Below are 20,425 nucleotides of genomic sequence, written 5' to 3'. Positions count from 1 at the left end.
TTATGACGCTTTTTTTGTCTCTTATTTTTAGTAACGCTATTTTACTTTGCCATTTTATTATATCTTATCATTACTTCCTCAACGAGTATGGCTATGACTGTATCTGACTCAACAACATCTTCTACTGGCATCATTAAAGCTTTTTTCCAAAAATATTTCATCGATGCGTTTACTGGGATGGCTTTAGGGCTGTTTGTGACATTGATTGCAGGCCTTATTATCTCCCAAATTGGCGGTTGGTTAGATTTACCTGCGTTGGTTGCAGTCGGCAAACTGGCATCAATACTGATGGGAGCGGGTATTGGCGTCGGCATTGCTTATTATCTTAAAGCACCGACATTAGTGATGTTAAGTTGCTTGGTAGCAGGTATGCTAGGTGCTCACTCCGAAGCACTAATGGCAGGCACGCTGTTTACACCACAAGTTGGCGGACCTGCGACGTTTGTAGCGTTGCCTGGGAATCCGATAGGCGCCTATCTAACATCAGTTTTTGCTTATCGTGCGGGTAGTTGGGTGGCAGGAAAGACCAAGCTTGATATTTTATTGGTTCCGTTATTGGTATGTGCAGTTGCATTAGCCGTTTGTGCGCTATTAAACCCTCCTATCGTCGCTGCTGTTGCTACCATTGGTCAAGGCATTCAAGCAGCGACTGAGCTTCAGCCATTATTAATGGGCATTGTCATTGCCGTTGTGGTCGGTATTTTATTGACATTGCCGACATCGAGTGCGGCTATTTGTATCGCTATTGGGCTTGGCGGTGTAGCAGGTGGTGCAGCGGTAGTGGGCTGTGCAGCACATATGATTGGTTTTGCGGTTGCAAGTTTCAAAGACAATGGTGTGAGCGGCGTGGTCTCTCAGGGCCTAGGTACCAGCATGCTGCAAATCCCTAATGTACTAAAAAAACCCATCGTTTTACTACCAGCTGTGATTGCCAGTGCTATCGTTGGCCCTATTGCGACCGTAGGTTTTGGCCTGGCTTGCACGGCAACGGGAGCAGGCATGGGTACCGCTGGATTGGTCGGTGTATTCGGCGTGATTGAAGCATCACAGGAGATTATGAGTACCGGTCAATTATGGACAGCGATTATTTTATTGATGTTTGTATTGCCTGCGCTAATTGCAGGGTTGGTCGCCTATATCATGCGCCGTATGGGTTGGTTGGTCGCTGGTGATATGAAGCTGCCTTAGCTATTTATTTGTTTTATAATTAAGGTGTGTTGAATTTGTTGCCCTAAACATAAAAAGCCTAACTATATAAATAGTTAGGCTTTTTATTCCTCAGGTATAGCAGCAATAAGTTGCCGGTTGTCTGTATAGGGTCTCTTGTACGGGTCATGTGCTCATTCTAATTATCACAATCTAAATGAGTCGACATCTGATCCTATATAAGATTAACGACGCACGTCTACAGGTGCTCCACCTTTTGGCCAATCTTGGTCTTTATTGGATTTCACTGGACGGTCTAGTTGAGTGAAGTAGCTAGCCACATCGATGGCCTCTTGATCAGTCAGAGTATTACCTTGACCAAAAGGCATTTTACCTTTTACAAATGCAGCCGCCTTGTATGTCCTTGCCATACCTGCGCCATCGTTAAATGAATCTGCACCAGCGATGGCAGGGTATACATAAGTGCCATCGTCATTGTACTGACCTTCACCATTTTCACCGTGGCAAGTGGTACAGGTCGCAGCGAAAATTTCTTTGCCTTTGACAGGGTCTGGCGTGAGTGAACTGTCGATCTCGACAAACCCACGACCTGGAGGTGAAACGCCAATTGGCATGTCTTGCGATAACCACGTCATATAAGAAATAAAGGCGTTCATCTCATCCGAATCTACTTCTAACGGAGTACCATTCATTGAACGCTGAAAACAGCCGTTGACGCGCTCTTGTAATGAGTTGACACGTGCATCACGCGAGCGATAGATGGGAAAGATACCTGGTAGACCATTCCATGGTGCAGCATAAGCTTCTGAACCATTTGCTAAGTGACAGCTAGTACAGTTGAGCTTGTTGCCGACGTTGTCAGGTAGCTCTCGATAAGTATGGTTGGCAAGCTCTAAGCCTCGACGGACGGCAGCACCGTACTCATCGTCAGGGATGGTCGATTCAGCGGGCATGCTGATGTTCAGCTTAGCACCTGGGTTTTCCGCCAACTCATTTTTGATCTCTGTTGCTTGCGCTTCGAGTGACTTTACTCGGGCGATGGCCTCGGCTTCTTCGACACGATCGACAGCTTTTGTACCTGATTCGCTACAGGCCGTGATGCTAGTAGCACCAATAGCAAAGAGAGTTGCTATTAGGAGATATGGCTTGGTCTGTAAGAAATTTTTCATTAAAACATCCTTATTATGAAAAATAATATTTGGATAAGTGTTTATCTGGTAACTTAATCGTCATACTAAAAGTAACGCCTTTCAATTGAGGGTTAAAAACTAAGCACGTAATCAATCTGTAAGTTATTAGAAATACAATTGTATCAAAATACACAATAGTAGTATATAAATACACAATATATTATTTGTTATATTAAAATGTAAGAACAGATCTATTAGACAACTCACTTGCTAAGAAAGTTGCATGAGAAGTCGTTGTAGGTTTAGAAATAGGGCTTTAACATAAAGATTATTTAAGTCACTTGTTTGTTCAAGCCCATTTTTTATCAGTAGCAGTGTTTGTCAGTCGTGAAGATCGATTATTTAGCTGTGTGTGGCTTTTTTGATAGGAGATGTACATCACTTTTGTATGATTGATAACTGATGCTGAAGATGGCAATAGACGCTGCTGATACGCTCATAGTAAATAGCATTTATCATTGAACTAGGGCGTATCTTCAACGCAATCGATAGTCATCTAAATGAACTAAAAATGGCTAGATTTTGTCAGATAGCTGACTAATATCTCGATATTATCTACGCTATTTTCCTTGTTTGAATGCTCTTTATCACATTTTTATTAGTATTTTTAAAATGAAGACACGGTCTAGAGATTATAATGATGAGACAAAATAAAAGCGTCTGAGCAAACTTTGCCAGACGCTTTTTTTGTATAGCCAACGCATAATCGTTAGCTATATTAGGTCGATAAGATATTAAGAAATGTCAGGTGTCTTACCTTCATTGATGACTTCTTCATCAACAAGAACTGTTTTAGCATCCTTCATCGATGGTAGTTCGTACATGGTTTCAAGTAAGGCATTTTCTACGATAGAGCGTAGACCACGTGCACCTGTTTTACGTTCCATGGCTTTTTTCGCGATGGCATCTAGTGCTTCTTGAGTAAAGTTAATCTCAGCACCTTCCATATCAAACAAATACTTGTACTGTTTGACCAGTGCGTTCTTAGGTTCAGTTAGGATTTGTACAAGTGCCTCTTCATCTAGCTCTTGCAATGCAGCGAGTACAGGCAAACGACCAATTAGCTCAGGAATCAGACCAAACTTAATCAAATCTTCTGGCTCAACTTCTTGCAATAAATCTGAGCTACGACGGCTATCGTCTTTTGAGCTAACATCTGCGTTAAAGCCAATGCCACCTTTCTCAGTACGTTGTTGAATGACGCTATCAAGACCAGAAAATGCACCACCTACGATGATCAAGATATTGCTGGTATCGACTTGGATGAGCTCTTGCTGTGGATGCTTACGTCCACCATGTGGCGGGATAGCAGCTACCGTACCTTCGATCAGCTTTAGCAATGCCTGCTGTACGCCTTCACCTGATACATCACGAGTAATAGAAGGGTTATCGCCTTTCTTACTGATTTTATCAATCTCATCGATATAGATAATACCTTGCTCAGCCTTACTTACATCGTAATCAGAGGCTTGTAGCAGCTTTTGCACGATGTTTTCAACGTCTTCGCCGACATAACCAGCTTCTGTCAGGGTCGTGGCATCAGCCATCGCAAACGGTACGTCAAGCAGACGTGCTAAGGTTTGTGCTAACAATGTCTTACCAGAACCGGTAGGGCCAATCAGCAAAATATTACTTTTTGCCAATTCCACCATGGCATCATCAGCACCAATCTTAGATTTTTTGCTATCACTGGCTAAGGTCTGGCTGACTTTTAGACGCTTATAATGGTTATAAACGGCAACGGCTAATGCTTTTTTGGCGGCGTCTTGACCAATCACGTACTCATCAAGCTTGGCACGCAACTCTTTTGGCGTTGGTAATTTTTTATTTACCCAAGAAGTATCGACTTCGCTATTGTCATCACTGTCTTCTGCGCTATCGGCAATGAGGTCAGTACACAGCTCGATGCATTCGTTACAGATATTGGCATCGTCAGCGGCAATCAGCTGCTTCACTTCGCTTTTGGCTTTGCCGCAAAACGAACAATGCGGGGTATTGTCTTCTGCCATAAAGGCGCTCCTAAGTTTTAAAACTTATAAATATTTTGATTATTTACATCAATGCCAAAACGTATCACGCTAAGGCATTTGGTTCTCATCAAGGCTGTTATATGCTAATTATAAAGAAGTAGGGCGGCGCTCTAATACTTCGTCAACCAAACCATATTCTTTGGCTTCTTGCGCATCCAACCAGTAATCGCGCTCGACGTCTTTTTCGATTTTTTCTACTGGCTGACCAGTACGCTCAGCTAAGATGCTGTTTAGACGTGAACGAGTTTTCAGGATTTCACGAGCATTAATCTCGATATCCGTTGCCTGGCCTTGCGCACCGCCTGAAGGCTGGTGAATCATCACGCGAGCATTAGCAAGGGAATAACGCTTACCTTTTTGACCAGCTGCCAGTAAGAATGAACCCATGCTATAAGCACCGCCCATACAGATAGTTGATACTTCAGGCTTAATAAAGTTCATGGTATCAAAAATAGCCAAACCAGCGCTCACTGAACCGCCTGGTGAGTTGATATATAAATGAATATCTTTGTCAGGGTTTTCAGCTTCTAAAAATAGCAATTGTGCAACGATAAGGTTGGCCATATTGTCTTCGACCTGACCGGTCAAAAAGATAACGCGCTCACGCAATAGACGTGAAAAGATATCAAAAGAGCGTTCACCGCGTGATGATTGTTCAACCACCATAGGCACTAGTGCAGCTTGAGTGCTTTGCACGTTGTTGTGTGCACTCATCAGCATATCAAAATGTGGGTTGGCAGTGATGCGATCATAATCTGTCATAAAGATGTCCTGTTTATAAGTACATAAGATAAAGGGGTTGAGGTTAGCGAACGGCTAAGCTATGGGTGCTTATTATAATAAATACTGCCGCTGATTATTCACACGAACTAGATGAAATAGTAAGATCCAGACGTCGCTAAAAATAGTTGAGCTAATGGTAACTTTTTTATTAGAGCAATAGTAACTTTTTAATGTGAAAAATAATATATGGCTCACTATTAATAAGGCGTTTGTACACATTTATCAAGGGGTCTGGTAATAAACTATCGATAAAGGTGCTATATAAGCCATATTTGCATTGGCTCATGTCTAGCGTTGCTTACTGACATTGGAAACGTAAAATACAACCGATAGGGAGGTGGTATTGCTAAAAATTGGTGCATCTATAGTGGTTGTTTGTGCTATTTTGGTGCAGGTAATGGCTTGTGAGAAAGCCAAGCACAGTTAACATAGGCTTGAGCCTTGATGAATAGTGTTGAGTGTTCTAATTAGGAGTAAGTTGGCATAAGGATTGTATGCATAGGATGATATTGTCATTTTTATGAATTGTTATAGCACTGGGTCTATATGATCGCTCTAATGATCGACCTCTCCGTAATACGATGGTGTATGATATTTGACGTTCAACATGGCCTAACGAGTAGATGAGTATATAAAATGAGCTGGGCTTCCTCTTTAGCTTTAGATTTTGACAGCATAAAAAGTAGGCATGTTGCCCAAGATACTGCTGCAACTGCGCCTAAAACGCGGCTATATCGTCGTAAGCATACGGGCGCATTGATGGTACAGCGACCGTTATACCCTGAGCCGTGCATGCAGCAAGGTATTTGTCATATATTGATGTTGTATCCTCCAGCCGGTATCGCCGGTGGTGATACGCTGAATATTGACTTGCGTTTGGATGATGGTAGCCATACGGTTATCACCACACCAGGGGCGGGTAAATGGTATGGCAAAGACAGTATCAGCAAAAAAAATAAAGTTGCAGCCGATCAATCAATCATCGTCGAAAATAGGGCAGTCGACGTGGATATAACCACAGATAACAATGCTACTACACAGCATATGGCTGAACATGCCAGTCAACAGGTACAGGCCAGTTTAGACACAAATACTCGCTTAGAGTGGTTACCACAAGAGAGTATTGTTTATAACGAAGCCAATATGCATGCGACGAGTCGCTTTGATTTAACAGACTCATCTAGCTTACTAACGTGGGAGATTAGCGTGTTTGGGCGGCAAGCTTATGATGAGCAGTTTTTGCAAGGACATTACCATACTGGGCTGAATATTTACCGTAAAGGGCGAGTTATCGTGGCAGAACGAGTGGCTCAATCAGCCCAAAGTCGCTGGTTTACTTCGCATCTAGGACTGGCAGGTCAGCATGTTTATGGGTCGTTTTGGGCGGTACCGAGCTTAAAAGATATCTATGAGAATCCAATCACACAGACATCAAAATCAGAAAAATCAACAGCGACCACACAAGCTGCAGCTAAACAGGCGTTAACCCATTACCTAGACAGCACAGTATTGGCATTACGTCAGGCAATCGCTGAATTTGAGTTGCCTGTCTACTGCACTCATAACTATCAAGCAGTCAATATCCGTTATATTGGCTCGGATGTACGTGGCTGTTTTGAGGCTTTTTATCAGTTAAGAGAAGTGTTGCGTGAGCACTGGTGGCAGCTTGAGTTGTGTCGACCCAGAATTTGGGACACCTGATCTTTTGTTATGTACTTATTATTAGATGCTGTTTGTTAAGTACTATTTATTAAGTACTGTTTGACGTGGTATGAAATTAATATGATATTAATATGATGTGAAAAAGCCACCATCGCTGTTTTGATTAAGGCACTCAAGTTTTGAAGTACGTACTCTGCGACACAGAATATTATAAATACAATAAGGAAACCTCATGCATCTGACTCCGACAGAAAAAGACAAACTCATGCTATTCACGGCCGGTATGGTGGCTGAACGCCGGAAGAACCGTGGTGTTAAGCTGAACTATCCAGAAGCCATCGCTTATATCAGCATGCTACTCATGGAAGGGGCGCGAGATGGTAAAAGAGTCGCTGAGTTGATGAGTGAGGGCGCTACCTATCTGTCTGCTGATGATGTGATGGAGGGTGTGGCAGAGATGGTGGATGAAGTGCAAATCGAGGCAACATTTCCTGATGGCACCAAGCTGGTGACGGTACATAACCCCATCGTATAGCACTGTATCTTACCGAAATGATAATTATAAAATAAGGCGGCTCTCATGCAAGCAGGTGAATATAATATTCAAGATGGCGATATTACGTTGAACCAAGGACGAAAGGTGCAAAGTATCAGCGTCGCCAATACAGGCGATCGACCTATCCAAATTGGCTCGCATTATCACTTTTATGAAGTTAATGACGCTTTGGATTTTGAACGTGAGCGGACGCGTGGTTATCGCTTGAATATTATCTCTGGTACGGCAGTACGCTTTGAGCCTGGACAATCACGAGAAGTGGAGCTGGTGGCCTTTGCTGGTAAGCAGGAAGTATATGGCTTCGCTGGTCGAGTAATGGGTGCAGCTAACTCGGACGCAGCATCGAATAATACAGATAATGAGCGCCCTACAGCGACATCACAAAAGAAAGTGAGTCGGCATATTTATGCTGAGCATTTTGGCCCGACAACAGGCGATAAGGTTCGTTTAGCGGATACAGAGCTTTGGTTGCAAGTTGAGGCTGATTTGACCAGTTATCAGGATGCTGATCCAGTAGGTGCATTACAGGGTAGTGAGCGCTCTAATAAATCTACTGAGATAAAAGGCGAAGAAGTTAAGTTTGGTGGTGGTAAAGTCATTCGTGATGGCATGGGACAAGGGCAATTATTAGGTGCTGACGTCGCGGATACGGTGATTACCAATGCATTGGTCATGGATTATACCGGTATTTATAAAGCAGATGTGGGCATCAAAGACGGTCGTATTAGCGGTATTGGCAAAGCGGGTAACCCTGATATTCAGCCTGGCATTGATATTGCGATTGGTGGTGCGACCGAAATAATCGCTGGTGAAGGAAAAATCCTAACAGCAGGCGGGATTGATAGCCATATTCATTTCATTGCACCGCAGCAGTGCGAGACAGCGCTGATGTCAGGGGTCACTACGATGCTTGGCGGTGGTACAGGGCCTGCACAAGGTACGCTGGCGACTACCTGTACACCAGGTGCTTATCACATCGGCTCGATGCTCAAATCTACTGACAGTATTCCTATGAATATTGGGTTACTAGGTAAAGGTAACGTGAGCGTGCCAGAGCCGATAGCCGAGCAAATCGAAGCTGGTGCTGTGGGGCTAAAGCTGCATGAAGATTGGGGTACTACGCCGCAAGCCATCGATAACTGCTTGAGCGTCGCTGACAACTACGATGTGCAAGTAGCGATTCATACGGATACCTTAAATGAAAGTGGTTATCTAGAAAGCACGCTAGGCGCTTTTAAAAACCGCTGTATTCATACCTTTCATACCGAAGGTGCAGGCGGTGGGCACGCCCCTGATATTCTCAAAGCCATTGGTGAGTCGCATGTATTGCCGTCCTCTACCAATCCAACCAGACCATATACCGTCAATACCATTGACGAGCATCTCGATATGCTGATGGTCTGCCATCATCTAAGCCCTGCCATCGCTGAAGACGTGGCGTTTGCAGAAAGCCGTATCCGCCAAGAAACCATCGCCGCTGAAGACATCCTGCATGATTTGGGCGCGATTTCGATGATGAGTAGTGATTCTCAAGCCATGGGCCGAGTAGGTGAAGTGGTCATTCGCACGTGGCAGACCGCGCACAAAATGAAAGTCCAACGCGGTCATCTCGCTCCAGATGCGACGGCAACCACGGAATATGAGAAACAGTACATCACACTGACAGACTATGATCAAAGCGCGGATAACGATAATTTTCGCATCAAGCGTTATATCGCAAAATACACCATAAATCCTGCCATTACCCATGGTATAAGCGATATGGTCGGTTCTATCGAAGTGGGGAAGTGGGCGGATCTAGTATTATGGTCTCCTAAGTTTTTTGGGGTAAAACCCGAGTGCATCATCAAAGGCGGGCTCATCGCTGCTGTTCCGATGGGTGATATCAATGCCTCTATCCCAACACCTCAGCCAGTACATTATCGTCCTATGTTTGCCGCGTATCCAAAATCTATTGCCCAAACTAGCATTACCTTTATGTCGCAAGCGGCTATCGATAAGCAAGTAGATAAGCACCTTGGCTTGACCAAAGTCATTCAGCCAGTACATGGTATCCGTCAAATCCGTAAAAGTGATATGCGCTTTAACAGCTATTGCCCTGAGATGGATATCAACCCTGAGACTTATGAAGTACGCGCTGATGGTGAGCTATTAACTTGTGAGCCTGCCGATGTATTACCCATGGCGCAGCGTTACTTTTTGTTTTAAGTGTTCCTTTATTTGAAGAGCTCTGTTCTTCCAAGCGCCTTGTTCTTCCAAGTACTTTGTTATCCTAAGCATTTTGTGATGCTGATTTTTTAGTGTTTTATGTCCTAACAGTTTGAGCCACAACAGCCAGAGTATAATAATGATGAAGATATTCAATACCCGTTTAAGTGATTTGAGTGACATGCAACAAGCTCAATTAGCAAAGCAGCAGCAAACTGATGACTATCTACTGCTAGACTTTGATACTCGTCAGCATTCTCGTTTTAAGGCCGCTACTGTGTCAGGTGAGAGCGTCGGCGTTGATTTACCGCGGACAGGCACACTCAAAGGTAATGATGTCTTGATTGATGAAGCCGGCGAGTTGATCCAAGTCATCGCTAAACCTCAGGCAGTCACTAAAGTCACCGCTGATGATGTTTTCACCTTAATGAAAGGGGCTTATCATCTAGGCAATCGACATGTGCCACTAATGTTTGACCACAGTGTTGACGCTGGTGACGCAGGCTATGCGTTGTATTTTGAAAACGACCATGTACTGGCGCAAATGTTAGAGCGTCTTGGATTGCAGGTTGCAGAGGCATCAGTACCGTTTGAGCCTGAAACAGGGGCTTATCAATCAGGGCACGGGCATTCGCACAGTCATTCTCATACACATTCAAATAGTGACTTAGATGGTCATGAACATAACCATGAACACGGTCATTCACATAGTCATACGCATGGCACGTCAAATAGCCACGAACATGTAGGTCATTAATGATGGATACGGTTAGGTTTGGTAGTCAACGCAATCACAATCGTCAGCTTGGACAAGTGCTTATGCTGGCATCGAGTAACTTACCTATCGGCAGCTATACGTATTCACAAGGGGTGGAAGCGGCGATTGAGTCAGGTGTGATTCATGATGAACAAAGTACGCTCGAATTCATGCAAGACTATTTGCAGCTTGCTATCTTGGATTACGAGTTACCGATATTAGCATTGATCATGCAAGCCCTTGATAAAGGGCATGAAGCCCTAGCGGCAGCCCTCGCGCAAGACTACCATGCGAGCTTAGAGAGTAAAGAGTTTGTGCTTGAGTCTCAGCAATTGGCACAAGCAATGGTGTCTTGGCTTAATGAAGTGCTGGGCCTAGGTATACCTGCTGAAATACCTGACAATGGTTACTTACCACTTTTTGCTCATATTGCTCAGCATTGGGAATTACCGATAGCTCAATCAATGACAACTTATGGGTTTGCTCAATTAGAAAATATGGTATTGGCAGCGGTAAAGACAGTGCCACTAGGGCAAATGGCAGGACAACGCGTTCTTTGGCAATTACAAAATGATCTGGCGGCGCAGGTTGATGCTGCTAGTGATAACATACAGCGCGTCTTTGATGATGTGATGGCGTCACCAGACAGTATTGATTATCTAGATTTAGAGATAGTCCAAGTTCAGGATATTGTTGAAGATCAAGATGTTGAACAGTTGTGCCAAGAGCTCTATGAGTTACTCAATATATCTAACAACTTACCCAATTTGGCGACTCTCTCAAGTATGCACGAAGAGCAGTACAGTCGATTGTTCCGCTCATAGCTCTATGCTTAGATATGTTCAGTTAGGTCTGTCCAAATTGGTCTGTCTACTTGGATCTACTTACATTGCTCCGATTTTATAATAATTCTATATCAACCGTTTAAGGAACACATTATGTCTTTGACCCCGCTACAACCAAAAACTTCGCAAGGTACCAGTCCTACTAATGTATCGACATCTGGTTTATCTTGCTTACGCCTCGGTATTGGTGGTCCTGTTGGTAGCGGCAAGACGGCATTGACCTTGCGCCTATGCCAAAACATGCGTGATACCGTCAACATGGCAGTAGTGACCAATGATATTTATACCAAAGAAGATTCAGAGTTTTTGACTCGTAATGATGCCATGCCTGCTGAGCGCATTCGCGGTGTAGAAACCGGCGGCTGCCCGCATACTGCTATCCGTGAAGATGCCTCTATCAACCTGACAGCGATTGCTGAGCTGCAAGCGACTTTTGAAGGATTGGAGATGATTATCATTGAATCAGGTGGCGATAATTTGGCGGCGACATTTAGCCCAGAGCTATCAGATTTGACGTTATACGTTATCGATGTGTCGGCAGGTGATAAGATACCTCGCAAAGGTGGACCTGGTATTACTAAGTCTGATTTATTGATTATTAATAAAACGGATCTCGCACCAATGGTAGGTGCATCACTAGAAGTTATGGCGCGTGATGCCAAAAAGATGCGCGGCGACAAACCTTTTATCTTTAGCAATATGAAAACAGGTGAAGGGCTAAATGAGATTATTGCCTTTATCAAAGAGCAGGGCATGCTTGCTTAGTCAGTAGGAGTAGCAGACGAGCTGATATCATTCGACTATAAATAATAAGGAAAAATCACATGATAAAAAGTATAGAAAAATCTAATTTTTCACAAGCTCTATCCTCTCGTAACATAGTGGCTGGCTCCACGGTGATGATGACAGCATTAATATTACCTTCACTAGCACAGGCACACTCAGGTCATATTCATTCAACCACTGCGCATACGTCATCGCTGTTAGGGACTTTGCAAGCGGGGCTGATGCACCCGATAACTGGTTTTGACCATTTGTTTTTGGCAGTTGGCATGGGTATGTTGTTTTATGGACTGAAAAAGACTCGTCTAGGGTTAATGTCATTGGCAGCAGGGTTGTCGTTGGGTGCGATATTGGGTGCGATATTGGGTACGGCTGGCGTTCTGATTGGTGGTATTGCATTTTCCACGTCATCTGGGTGGGTTGAGATGGCTATCTCATTGTCGGTAGTTATACTGGCTATGGTCTTGATGAGTCATAAAAGTAGACAAGAAGCATTTTCTACGCAAACAAGTAAGGCAACTACGCCAAACATTCAGCAGCTGTCGTTGTTTGGCTTTGGTGGTCTAGCTGTCTTTCATGGATTGGCGCATGCAATGGAGATGCCAGCAAATGCTGGTGTGAGTGGTCAGCTAGGGTTTTATGCCGGAATGTTGGTCACGATGCTAGCACTGTACGCAGTTGGTACACTGATTAGTCAGCAGCTACAGCAGCGATTGGGTAGTAGCTTATGGGTACAGCGCGGTCTAGTGTTGCTAGGATTGAGTGCCGTATTTGCACCTGTGTTGGTTTAAGCGTTTTTGGCGCTACAAATAAGGTGTCTGTAGACTCGATAGTTATGATTGACATTAGCTATCGAGCCCTATAAAAAATGCGCCCCTGATCAAAAGATCAGGGGCGCATTTTGGTTTTGATAACCGACTATAGCCTATCTAAAAAGACAGCTTGTCGTATCAATTACATGCCTTGCTGCTGTTGTTGCTGAGCGGCTAGCAAGTCTTGGTAGCTAACTTCTTTGTCAGTTACTTTGCCTTGACCGATCAGATAGTCAACGACTTGGTCTTCTAGTACGACAGACTCAATGTTCGCGCGCTGCTGCTTATCATTGGTGTAGTACTCGATGACTTCAGCTGGATCTTCGTAGTTTTCAGCGGCTTCTTTGATGAAGGTTTCAACACGCTCTTGATCTACTTCTAGGCCTTTAGTATCGATAACACGGGCAACGATGATGCCAAGACGGGCAGCACGTAGCGCTTGCTCTTCAAATAGCTCATTTGGTAGCATGTCTTTATCGAAGCTGTCAGCGTTAGCGCCGAACTGCTGAGAAAAACGTTGCATCATCATGTTGCGTTGACGCTCGATTTCTTGCTCTAGCATAGCGTTTGGCACGTCAAACTCGTTCTTTTCTAGCAATGCGTCAAATGTTGCTTGCTTAACTTGGCTACGCGCAGCGTTTTTGATTTCGCGTTCCATGTTTTTGCGTACGTCTTCTTTCAACTTCTCAACGCCGCCTTCTTTTACGCCGAATAGTTCTAGGAACTCTTCATTGATTTCAGGTAGCTTAGATCTTTCAACTAATTTCACGTTGATTTTGAACTGGGCTTCTTTACCCGCTAAGTTTTCAGCTTGGTAGTCTTCTGGGAAAGTTACGTCGATGATTTTTTCTTCGCCAGCTTTCATGCCTTTGATACCAGCTTCAAAACCAGGAATCATTTGGTTGCTACCGATGACCAGTTTGAAGTCTTCAGCTGATCCGCCTTCGAATTTTTCGCCGTCGATTGAACCTTCAAAGTCGAAAGTGACTTGGTTGTCTTTCGCAGCCATGCCCTTTTTCTCAACGAATTCTTCACGTTGCTTTTGTAGGTTTTCGATCATAGTGTCAACGTCTTCTTCACTAACTTGTGCAGTGTGACGCTCAACTTCAATCTCATCGATACCTTGTACGTCAACTTCTGGGAAGATTTCAACAGTGGCTTGATATACCAAGAAATCATCTTCAAGTTTTACGTCGTCGATGTTAGGCATGCCAACAGCGCGGATGTCTTCAGATTTAATCGCTTCAAATACAGTATCGCGGATCACATCGTTGATAACTTCTTGTTGAATGCCAGCACCGTACTGAGAGCGGATGTGTGACATAGGGACGTTACCTTTACGGAAACCGTCAATCTTGGCAGTTTTCGCAACTTGGCGAATACGGCCTTCAACTTTGTTTTGAATTTTTTCAACGGGTACTTTAACCGTGAGCTGGGTTTCTTTATTAGATAGCTTGTTGGTTGTGACTTGTAAATCTGTAGCCATGTTCATTACACCTTTAGGATTAAATAGTACTTAGAGTTAAACAGTACTTGGAGTTAAATGGTAATAGACAACTGCGCCTCAAAATATGGCTGAGGATACAATTGCCGTTGGAATAAATAGGGGATAGTGGTAGTCAACAGCTTTACAATGAGTGATTATAGCAATCGCCTTTAGCACTCAACGGGACTGACATATAAAACTGTTTATCTTAGTAAATGCTACCAATTATCAATAATAAACCGTTAATGCAGCGCATAATAACGCTTATTGGTGAATTATACAGCCAAATAACGGATTTCAACAAAATTTTAAAAGTAGAACAGTATAATCTATCTGATTATTAAAGTAAAAATTATCTGTTTTGCTACTCGTTCACTTAAAATTTACTATGTCATCTGTTTCGCTTTAGGTACTATTTATATGTTTATGCGAGTTATACATTTATGCTGAGGCATGCTAGATATAAACGAGAGCGAATATGACAAAAACAGGTTATAAAGGCAACTGTGCTAATAGCTGCTGGATTGCCTGACCACGATGACTGATGCTATTTTTATCAGCAGCGCTCAGACTGGCCGCACTGGCTTGCAAATCAGGTAACCAAAATAATGGGTCGTATCCGAAGCCGCCGTCACCATATAGAGAATCCAAGATTTCGCCATGCCATAGACCTTGAGCGATGATCGGTAATGGGTCATCGGCATGGCGAACCATTGCCAGTACGCATACAAACATACCTTTGATCGGAGTATTTGGCTTCGCTGTACGGATAGGCTGTAAGCCAGCGATGAGCTTAGCATTGTTTTTACTATCGTTACCGTGTTCACCAGCATAGCGAGCAGAGTAGATGCCCGGTGCGTTACCGAGTACAGGCACACACAATCCTGAATCATCGGCAATGGCAGGTAATCCGCTGAGACGGCTGGCATGTCTTGCTTTAATAATGGCGTTTTCGACGAAGCTTAGTCCGTCCTCGATTGCATCTTCGATATCGAGTTGACCTTGTGGAATGATCGTCACGTCTAGATTTGCTTCAGCAAACAGTCTTTTGAACTCAGCCAACTTGCCTTTATTATTACTGGCGAGTACCCATTGGGCAGCTAGGTTTTGATTGGTGCTATTTTCGCTGGTACTGTTTTCTTTAGTGCTGATAGTAGAGTGAGAGAATGTATCTTTCATAATGTTTATCCGATTGGTAGTGTGAACAAATCAACGATACTAGGGCGTGTTGAACATTCAAATATTAGGGCTGCTGATCGCTAAAATTGCACCAAACTAGGCGCCAGCCGACGATAAGGTCGAGACCTTAACTAGGCTTGTAACGACGTTTGGGGTGATTTTAGCATCAGCCTTTCAGGGCAGTACTCTTTTTTGCCAATACATAGCGAAATTGTTTAACCTAGAATGACTAGGCATCAAAAATTTCACTGCATATTGTCTAAAAAATAGTCACTGCCAGCACCACATTTGAATGTTCAACACGCCCTAATAAAAAATTAGATATTGATTGGTTTTATTTATTATTATCATTGGTAATTATTGATGTGATATAACATTCAGTAACTGAGTTTGTATCTTCATTTTGCTATACTTCATGGCAAAAGTTAGTAATCATGGTTTTTGACGGTTCATTAAATTCATCAACCAGTTTTGTAGAGCATGTCCTCAATCCGGACATTACACTTTAAATGGGCTAAAAACAGCTAAATTTTTGCTAAACAGTGTCAAGTAGCCTGCTGATATCTTGATATTATCTGTACTACTTTTCTCGTTTGGCTGCAATTTATCTCATTTTTATCACCATTTTTAAGATGAGACTACGCCCTAGGTTGGAATATTTGCAACACGTTTAGAGCGTGTGATTATAAAGATGCAAGTTTGATGATACAAACAAGACTTGCAGTTATAATATAAAGATTGGTCGTTCGCTTATTTCGACAGGTTTACTTTAAGGGAATGATTAAGTAGTATTCTAGTTGAGTACAATTTTAGGATTTTTAATAAAAACAAGCCACTTTAGCCTCTAGCATATATCAGTAAGCATATGCTTATTCTGAGTGATCAGAGGGCTAAACCAGCCAGGAGATACAATAATATGTCACATATCACTTTACCAGAACTACCATACGCAAAAGACGCACTAGAGCCACATATCAGTGCTGAGACGTTAGAATTTCACCATGATAAGCATCACAATGCATACGTGACCAAGCTTAATGCTTTGTTACCAGGTTCTGGTCTAGAAGGCAAAACGCTACCAGAAATCATCTTAGCGACTGCTGAAGATGACAGCAAGCAAGGGATGTTTAATCAAGCAGCCCAAGTATGGAACCACACATTTTATTGGAATTGCATGACGCCAACCAATGGTGGCGGTGAACCTACTGGTGATCTAAAAGCTAAAATCGAAGAAGATTTCGGTAGCTATGACAAATTCCGTGAAGAGTTCAAAAATGCAGCATTGACTCAGTTCGGTTCAGGTTGGGCATGGCTAGTCGCTGACAAAGTCGGTGGCAAACTATCAATCGCTAAGACTGGTAACGCTGGTACACCATTAGCGAATGGTCAAGTTGCTGTATTGACCTGTGATGTATGGGAACATGCATACTATGTTGATTACCGTAACCGTCGTCCTGACTATGTAGATACGTTCCTAGACAAACTAGTGAACTGGGACTATGCTAACGCAAAATATAAAGGTCAAGATGCTGGCGTTGAGTCGTAAATAGCGATGCAATGATTAAGCTATCTTAGCTTTATAAGTATGAAAAAGGATACCGGGAGGTGTCCTTTTTTTGTGCCAAAATTTTGTGTTAAGAGGGATGAGTGCTTTATGAATAAGGCTTTCACCTATAAAAACAGCTTATTATATAAATGATAATCATTTACAAATAGGCTGTTTTACGCTATTGTCAGTCAAAGAATTGATCTATGAAAGACGAAATCTATAAGGCACGTATAAAGAGCCACTGAGCTTGGCTTTATAGTATTGAGATTCATAGTGTTTAACGTCGCAAACTTACTTTCCTTATCTCATCCTCAATTTTATGGATAAAATTATGAATAAACAAAATATCAGTCAAACTGTTTTAGCGCCTATGATGGCCGTTTTGTCTTTACTATTTATGAGTACCAGCGCGATGGCTCATCCAGGACACGATCATGGGGCTAATGAGTCCATGCTTGTACATGTGCTGTTTTATGGTGCTATTGCTGCTGCCGTTGCGTTTGCTGTGTTTATTGCCTACCGTCAATTTAGTAAAAAAAACGGGAAATAAGCCAGTTCTTACAATAACAAAATAATAAGGAAGTTTATTATGCTCCATACTCTTCTCACAAAACTAGATAGTGCTCGACCATTTGCCCAAGTCTCTGCTCACTGTGATATCCCTTGTGGTATTTATGACAGTACGCCTGCTCAAATTTTTGCGTTAAGTGTACTGCGTTATTGCCACCAAATTGAGGCGTTAACCGACAGCCGTGCAGATCAAGCCAAGCTAGTACGTTTGGTCGCTGACAAAGAAAAGCATGCTGAGTCTGTTAAGCATGAAGTACGTATTATTTGGGGTGATTACTTTAAGGGTGCATTGCTAGAAAAATACCCAAATATCCATACACTAGCGCATGACATCATGCTAGCTGGTTCTGCTGCCAAACAGCATATCGATGTGGAAAATGCTCAAAAACTGGTTGATTTGGTGAATGAGTTTGCCGCAACGTTTTGGGATTCAAAAGGCGTAGAAACCTACCGTGCCGTTTGCCCGTACGAGCCAAAAGTAGAAACCGTTTATCCTAAACTAGGCTAAGCTAAGGTGTATTCTTAATAGCAGCTCAGAATACGATTAAATGAAATTTAAAGTCATGAAAGTCATTGGCAACAGTATGCACCCGACTCTTGAGTCGGGTGCTTTTGTATTGCTGTGTCGGCATGGTTATTTAACACCATCCTCTGCTGTATTGACTGATTCAAATAAATATCTGTCTCGTCTATCTGTAAAGCGTTTATTAGCTGATAAGTTGACATTAAAGGTGGGCGATATTGTCGCCGTAAACCATCCAAAATATGGTCATATTATCAAGCGAATAACTCAGCTAGAGTACAGTCTGGCATCCAAAAGCACAGACAGGCGTCCACAAAAGCACCACATCACGCGCCTGCGTCTAAAAGGCGACAATTATATTGCCAGCACTAGCGAAGCAGCGATGGGCTGGATAGAGGCGCATCACCTTATCGGAAAGGTGATTTATCAGCTAAATAGATAAAAAAAGCCCGTCATTAAGACAGGCTTCTTATTTGGTGATGTGATGCTGGTGGTGTGGTGGTGTGGTGGTGTGGTGGTGTGGTGGTGTGGTGGTGTGATGTGATGCTCAGCTTTATAGCAGCGATTGGTTAAGCTACGCCGCCGTTAGCACCGATATTTTGCCCAGTCACCCAAGCTGCTTCCTCACTCACCAAAAACGCTACGACACGGGCGATGTCAACTGGTTCACCAATACGGTTGAACGCTGACATGTTGGCGAGCTTTTCGATGGTTTCGTCTGATTTTCCTTGATTGAATAGCTCGGTATCTGTTGGACCGGGTGACACAGCGTTGACAGTGATTCCTCGCTCGCCAATCTCTTTGGCAAAGACTCGGGTCAGCTGCTCGACTGCGCCTTTGGTCGCACAATAAGTGCCATAAGTGGGCAACATCATGCGAGTGGTCGTGCTTGAGAGGTTCACGACACGACCACCGTTATTAAGTTTGGCTGCTGCCTCACGCAATGTGTTAAACGTGCCTTTGACGTTAACGGCAAAGGTACGATCAAAGTCTTCGTCGGTGGTCTCTGCGATAGGTTTATTAATCATCATACCTGCGCTATTGACCAAAATATCTGGTTTGCCAAATTCACTGACGGTGGTGTCAAACAGCGTAGCGACTTGCTGAGAGTCACTGACATCTGCTTGCACAGCGATGGCTTCACCGCCTGCTGATTTAATCTGGCTGACGATATCATTGGCTGCGGCGTCATCGTTTGCATAGTTAATAACGGTTTTGGCCCCTGATTCTGCTAGTAATATGGCTATCTGTGCGCCGATGCCTTTTGATGAACCGGTTACAATCGCGACTTTATTATTTAGTGTTGTCATCGATATTTTCTCCAATATTATAAATAGATATCAGTAAGCCTATATGGGGCTTTGACTGATGATTTTTAATTAACGATATAGACATTAGCAGTGTGCAAAGACAATGAGTAGAGCGGTTCTGTATTCTAAATTTAAGATAAGTTTATTAATTGTGTCTATTAAGATATATGGAATGAAAATAAAGATGTTCGTTGAAGATAAGCCTTCATGATTAAATGTTTTTCGGCAAGTTGATAGTTATACTCGTATAGTATTTATCAATAATGCAAAGTTTCAAGCACAGCTATAATATTTAAAGAGAGTTATCCGCTATTAGGTTTTTTATTTCAAGAATCGATAAAGTCTTATCTTTTTTTCTATGAACGACAGAGTGGCAATTCGCGCATAGAGGAATTAAATCAGTTTCGGGATCTATGTCTTTAGGTGTATCAAATTCTGATACAGGAATTATATGATGAACATGAATAAATCCTTCAGCATATTCCCCATAAAAATTTCCAAAGTTAAATCCGCAAGCAGCACAAGAGTTACCGTGAATGGCAATCGCTTGCTTTCTGTATTTAGGATTTCTTTCGTATGTAGTCACATAGCGTTTTGATTTTTCGCCTTCACTGAAAGATTCAAGTGAATCCTGAAAATCTCCTCCAGTTTTGTCTGAGATATAAGCCGTCTTTTGCTCTGAAACTTTGTTAGGAGTGGCTTTAGAGCTAATAAGATGATAAGTTTCTTCATCGATAGCTCGTACCCCATCGCGCCAATAATTAGATTTTCTCGAATCGGGAATTGTTTCTAGGTAATCGGAGTCGCTCTTTGCTAAAACTGCTTCTTCAAAGGGTATAAAGTCAGTAATGGTAGCAAAAAAGTCATTTTTACTACTTTCTTTGTCTGGGTAGGTTCTACCGATTTTAGCGATAGCGAAATAGTGAGGAGCATTAGATAGTCTATCTTTCGAGAAAGATTTATTTTTAAGGCTTCCCTTGTAGTAAATAACATGAGTGCCTGGCTCTAGATATTT

General features: G+C 42.8%; 19 protein-coding genes. 12 read left to right on the top strand and 7 right to left on the bottom strand.

What is annotated here, in order from left to right; translation table 11 throughout:
- Positions 1-93 precede the first annotated feature (93 nt).
- The gene (locus ACT3SX_RS08040; protein WP_192520317.1) at positions 94-1,188 is read left to right on the top strand and encodes a PTS transporter subunit IIC; all 1,095 of its coding nucleotides are present in this window, start codon (positions 94-96) and stop codon (positions 1,186-1,188) included.
- Between the two features lie 203 nt (positions 1,189-1,391).
- Here ACT3SX_RS08040 and ACT3SX_RS08035 read toward each other — a convergent pair whose 3' ends face one another.
- From ACT3SX_RS08035 to clpP, 3 genes are all read right to left on the bottom strand, one after another.
- Entirely contained in the window at positions 1,392-2,336 is a 945-nt protein-coding gene (locus ACT3SX_RS08035; protein ID WP_192520318.1) for a c-type cytochrome, read from the bottom strand.
- 755 nt (positions 2,337-3,091) lie between these two features.
- Positions 3,092-4,366, bottom strand: a complete 1,275-nt coding sequence (clpX, locus tag ACT3SX_RS08030) for an ATP-dependent protease ATP-binding subunit ClpX (RefSeq protein ID WP_192520319.1) — start codon at positions 4,364-4,366, stop codon at positions 3,092-3,094.
- Between the two features lie 108 nt (positions 4,367-4,474).
- Positions 4,475-5,101 carry an ATP-dependent Clp endopeptidase proteolytic subunit ClpP gene (gene clpP / locus ACT3SX_RS08025; RefSeq protein ID WP_192520320.1) on the bottom strand — a complete coding sequence of 209 codons (627 nt, stop codon included), beginning with the start codon at positions 5,099-5,101 and terminating at the stop codon, positions 4,475-4,477.
- A gap of 705 nt (positions 5,102-5,806) precedes the next feature.
- Here clpP and ACT3SX_RS08020 point away from each other — a divergent pair.
- The 7 genes from ACT3SX_RS08020 (at position 5,807) to ACT3SX_RS07990 (ending at position 12,772) form a co-directional block, all read left to right on the top strand.
- A complete protein-coding gene (locus ACT3SX_RS08020; RefSeq protein ID WP_192520110.1) occupies positions 5,807-6,871 on the top strand; it encodes an urease accessory protein UreD in 1,065 nt (354 codons plus the stop codon).
- Positions 6,872-7,064: 193 nt separating this feature from the next.
- The gene (gene ureA / locus ACT3SX_RS08015) at positions 7,065-7,367 is read left to right on the top strand and encodes an urease subunit gamma (protein WP_057761815.1); all 303 of its coding nucleotides are present in this window, start codon (positions 7,065-7,067) and stop codon (positions 7,365-7,367) included.
- Between the two features lie 45 nt (positions 7,368-7,412).
- On the top strand, positions 7,413-9,596 hold the full coding sequence (gene ureC / locus ACT3SX_RS08010; protein WP_192520111.1) for an urease subunit alpha: 2,184 nt from the start codon (positions 7,413-7,415) through the stop codon (positions 9,594-9,596).
- Positions 9,597-9,738: 142 nt separating this feature from the next.
- Positions 9,739-10,353 carry an urease accessory protein UreE gene (gene ureE / locus ACT3SX_RS08005; RefSeq protein WP_192520117.1) on the top strand — a complete coding sequence of 205 codons (615 nt, stop codon included), beginning with the start codon at positions 9,739-9,741 and terminating at the stop codon, positions 10,351-10,353.
- Positions 10,354-10,355: 2 nt separating this feature from the next.
- Positions 10,356-11,177, top strand: a complete 822-nt coding sequence (locus ACT3SX_RS08000) for an urease accessory protein UreF (RefSeq protein ID WP_192520112.1) — start codon at positions 10,356-10,358, stop codon at positions 11,175-11,177.
- Between the two features lie 114 nt (positions 11,178-11,291).
- On the top strand, positions 11,292-11,963 hold the full coding sequence (gene ureG / locus ACT3SX_RS07995; RefSeq protein WP_192520113.1) for an urease accessory protein UreG: 672 nt from the start codon (positions 11,292-11,294) through the stop codon (positions 11,961-11,963).
- Between the two features lie 59 nt (positions 11,964-12,022).
- Positions 12,023-12,772, top strand: coding sequence for a HupE/UreJ family protein (locus tag ACT3SX_RS07990; RefSeq protein ID WP_192520114.1), 750 nt, complete (start codon positions 12,023-12,025; stop codon positions 12,770-12,772).
- A 163-nt stretch (positions 12,773-12,935) separates the two neighbouring features.
- Here the strand turns inward: ACT3SX_RS07990 and tig are convergent, their stop codons facing one another.
- Together tig and rdgB are read right to left on the bottom strand one after the other, a co-directional pair.
- The gene (gene tig / locus ACT3SX_RS07985; protein WP_192520115.1) at positions 12,936-14,279 is read right to left on the bottom strand and encodes a trigger factor; all 1,344 of its coding nucleotides are present in this window, start codon (positions 14,277-14,279) and stop codon (positions 12,936-12,938) included.
- Positions 14,280-14,771: 492 nt separating this feature from the next.
- A complete protein-coding gene (gene rdgB / locus ACT3SX_RS07980) occupies positions 14,772-15,458 on the bottom strand; it encodes an RdgB/HAM1 family non-canonical purine NTP pyrophosphatase (RefSeq protein WP_225739254.1) in 687 nt (228 codons plus the stop codon).
- Between the two features lie 916 nt (positions 15,459-16,374).
- Here rdgB and ACT3SX_RS07975 point away from each other — a divergent pair.
- From ACT3SX_RS07975 to ACT3SX_RS07960, 4 genes are all read left to right on the top strand, one after another.
- Complete coding sequence (locus ACT3SX_RS07975) at positions 16,375-17,004, top strand: superoxide dismutase (protein WP_192520821.1); 630 nt, start codon at positions 16,375-16,377, stop codon at positions 17,002-17,004.
- A gap of 334 nt (positions 17,005-17,338) precedes the next feature.
- Positions 17,339-17,557 carry a hypothetical protein gene (locus ACT3SX_RS07970; RefSeq protein WP_192520819.1) on the top strand — a complete coding sequence of 73 codons (219 nt, stop codon included), beginning with the start codon at positions 17,339-17,341 and terminating at the stop codon, positions 17,555-17,557.
- A 39-nt stretch (positions 17,558-17,596) separates the two neighbouring features.
- Positions 17,597-18,085, top strand: a complete 489-nt coding sequence (sodN, locus tag ACT3SX_RS07965) for a superoxide dismutase, Ni (RefSeq protein WP_192520817.1) — start codon at positions 17,597-17,599, stop codon at positions 18,083-18,085.
- A gap of 40 nt (positions 18,086-18,125) precedes the next feature.
- A complete protein-coding gene (locus tag ACT3SX_RS07960) occupies positions 18,126-18,542 on the top strand; it encodes a S24/S26 family peptidase (protein WP_192520816.1) in 417 nt (138 codons plus the stop codon).
- A 127-nt stretch (positions 18,543-18,669) separates the two neighbouring features.
- Here ACT3SX_RS07960 and ACT3SX_RS07955 read toward each other — a convergent pair whose 3' ends face one another.
- Both ACT3SX_RS07955 and ACT3SX_RS07950 read right to left on the bottom strand, forming a co-directional pair.
- Complete coding sequence (locus tag ACT3SX_RS07955) at positions 18,670-19,410, bottom strand: SDR family oxidoreductase (protein WP_192992546.1); 741 nt, start codon at positions 19,408-19,410, stop codon at positions 18,670-18,672.
- A gap of 292 nt (positions 19,411-19,702) precedes the next feature.
- On the bottom strand, positions 19,703-20,425 hold a 723-nt coding region (locus tag ACT3SX_RS07950), incomplete at its 5' end, for an HNH endonuclease (protein ID WP_444519049.1).

Origin of the sequence: Psychrobacter sp. AOP31-B2-9, assembly GCF_052378005.1 — a bacterium.
Taxonomy (GTDB): domain Bacteria; phylum Pseudomonadota; class Gammaproteobacteria; order Pseudomonadales; family Moraxellaceae; genus Psychrobacter.
This window is presented reverse-complemented; position numbering and strand designations above follow the sequence as displayed.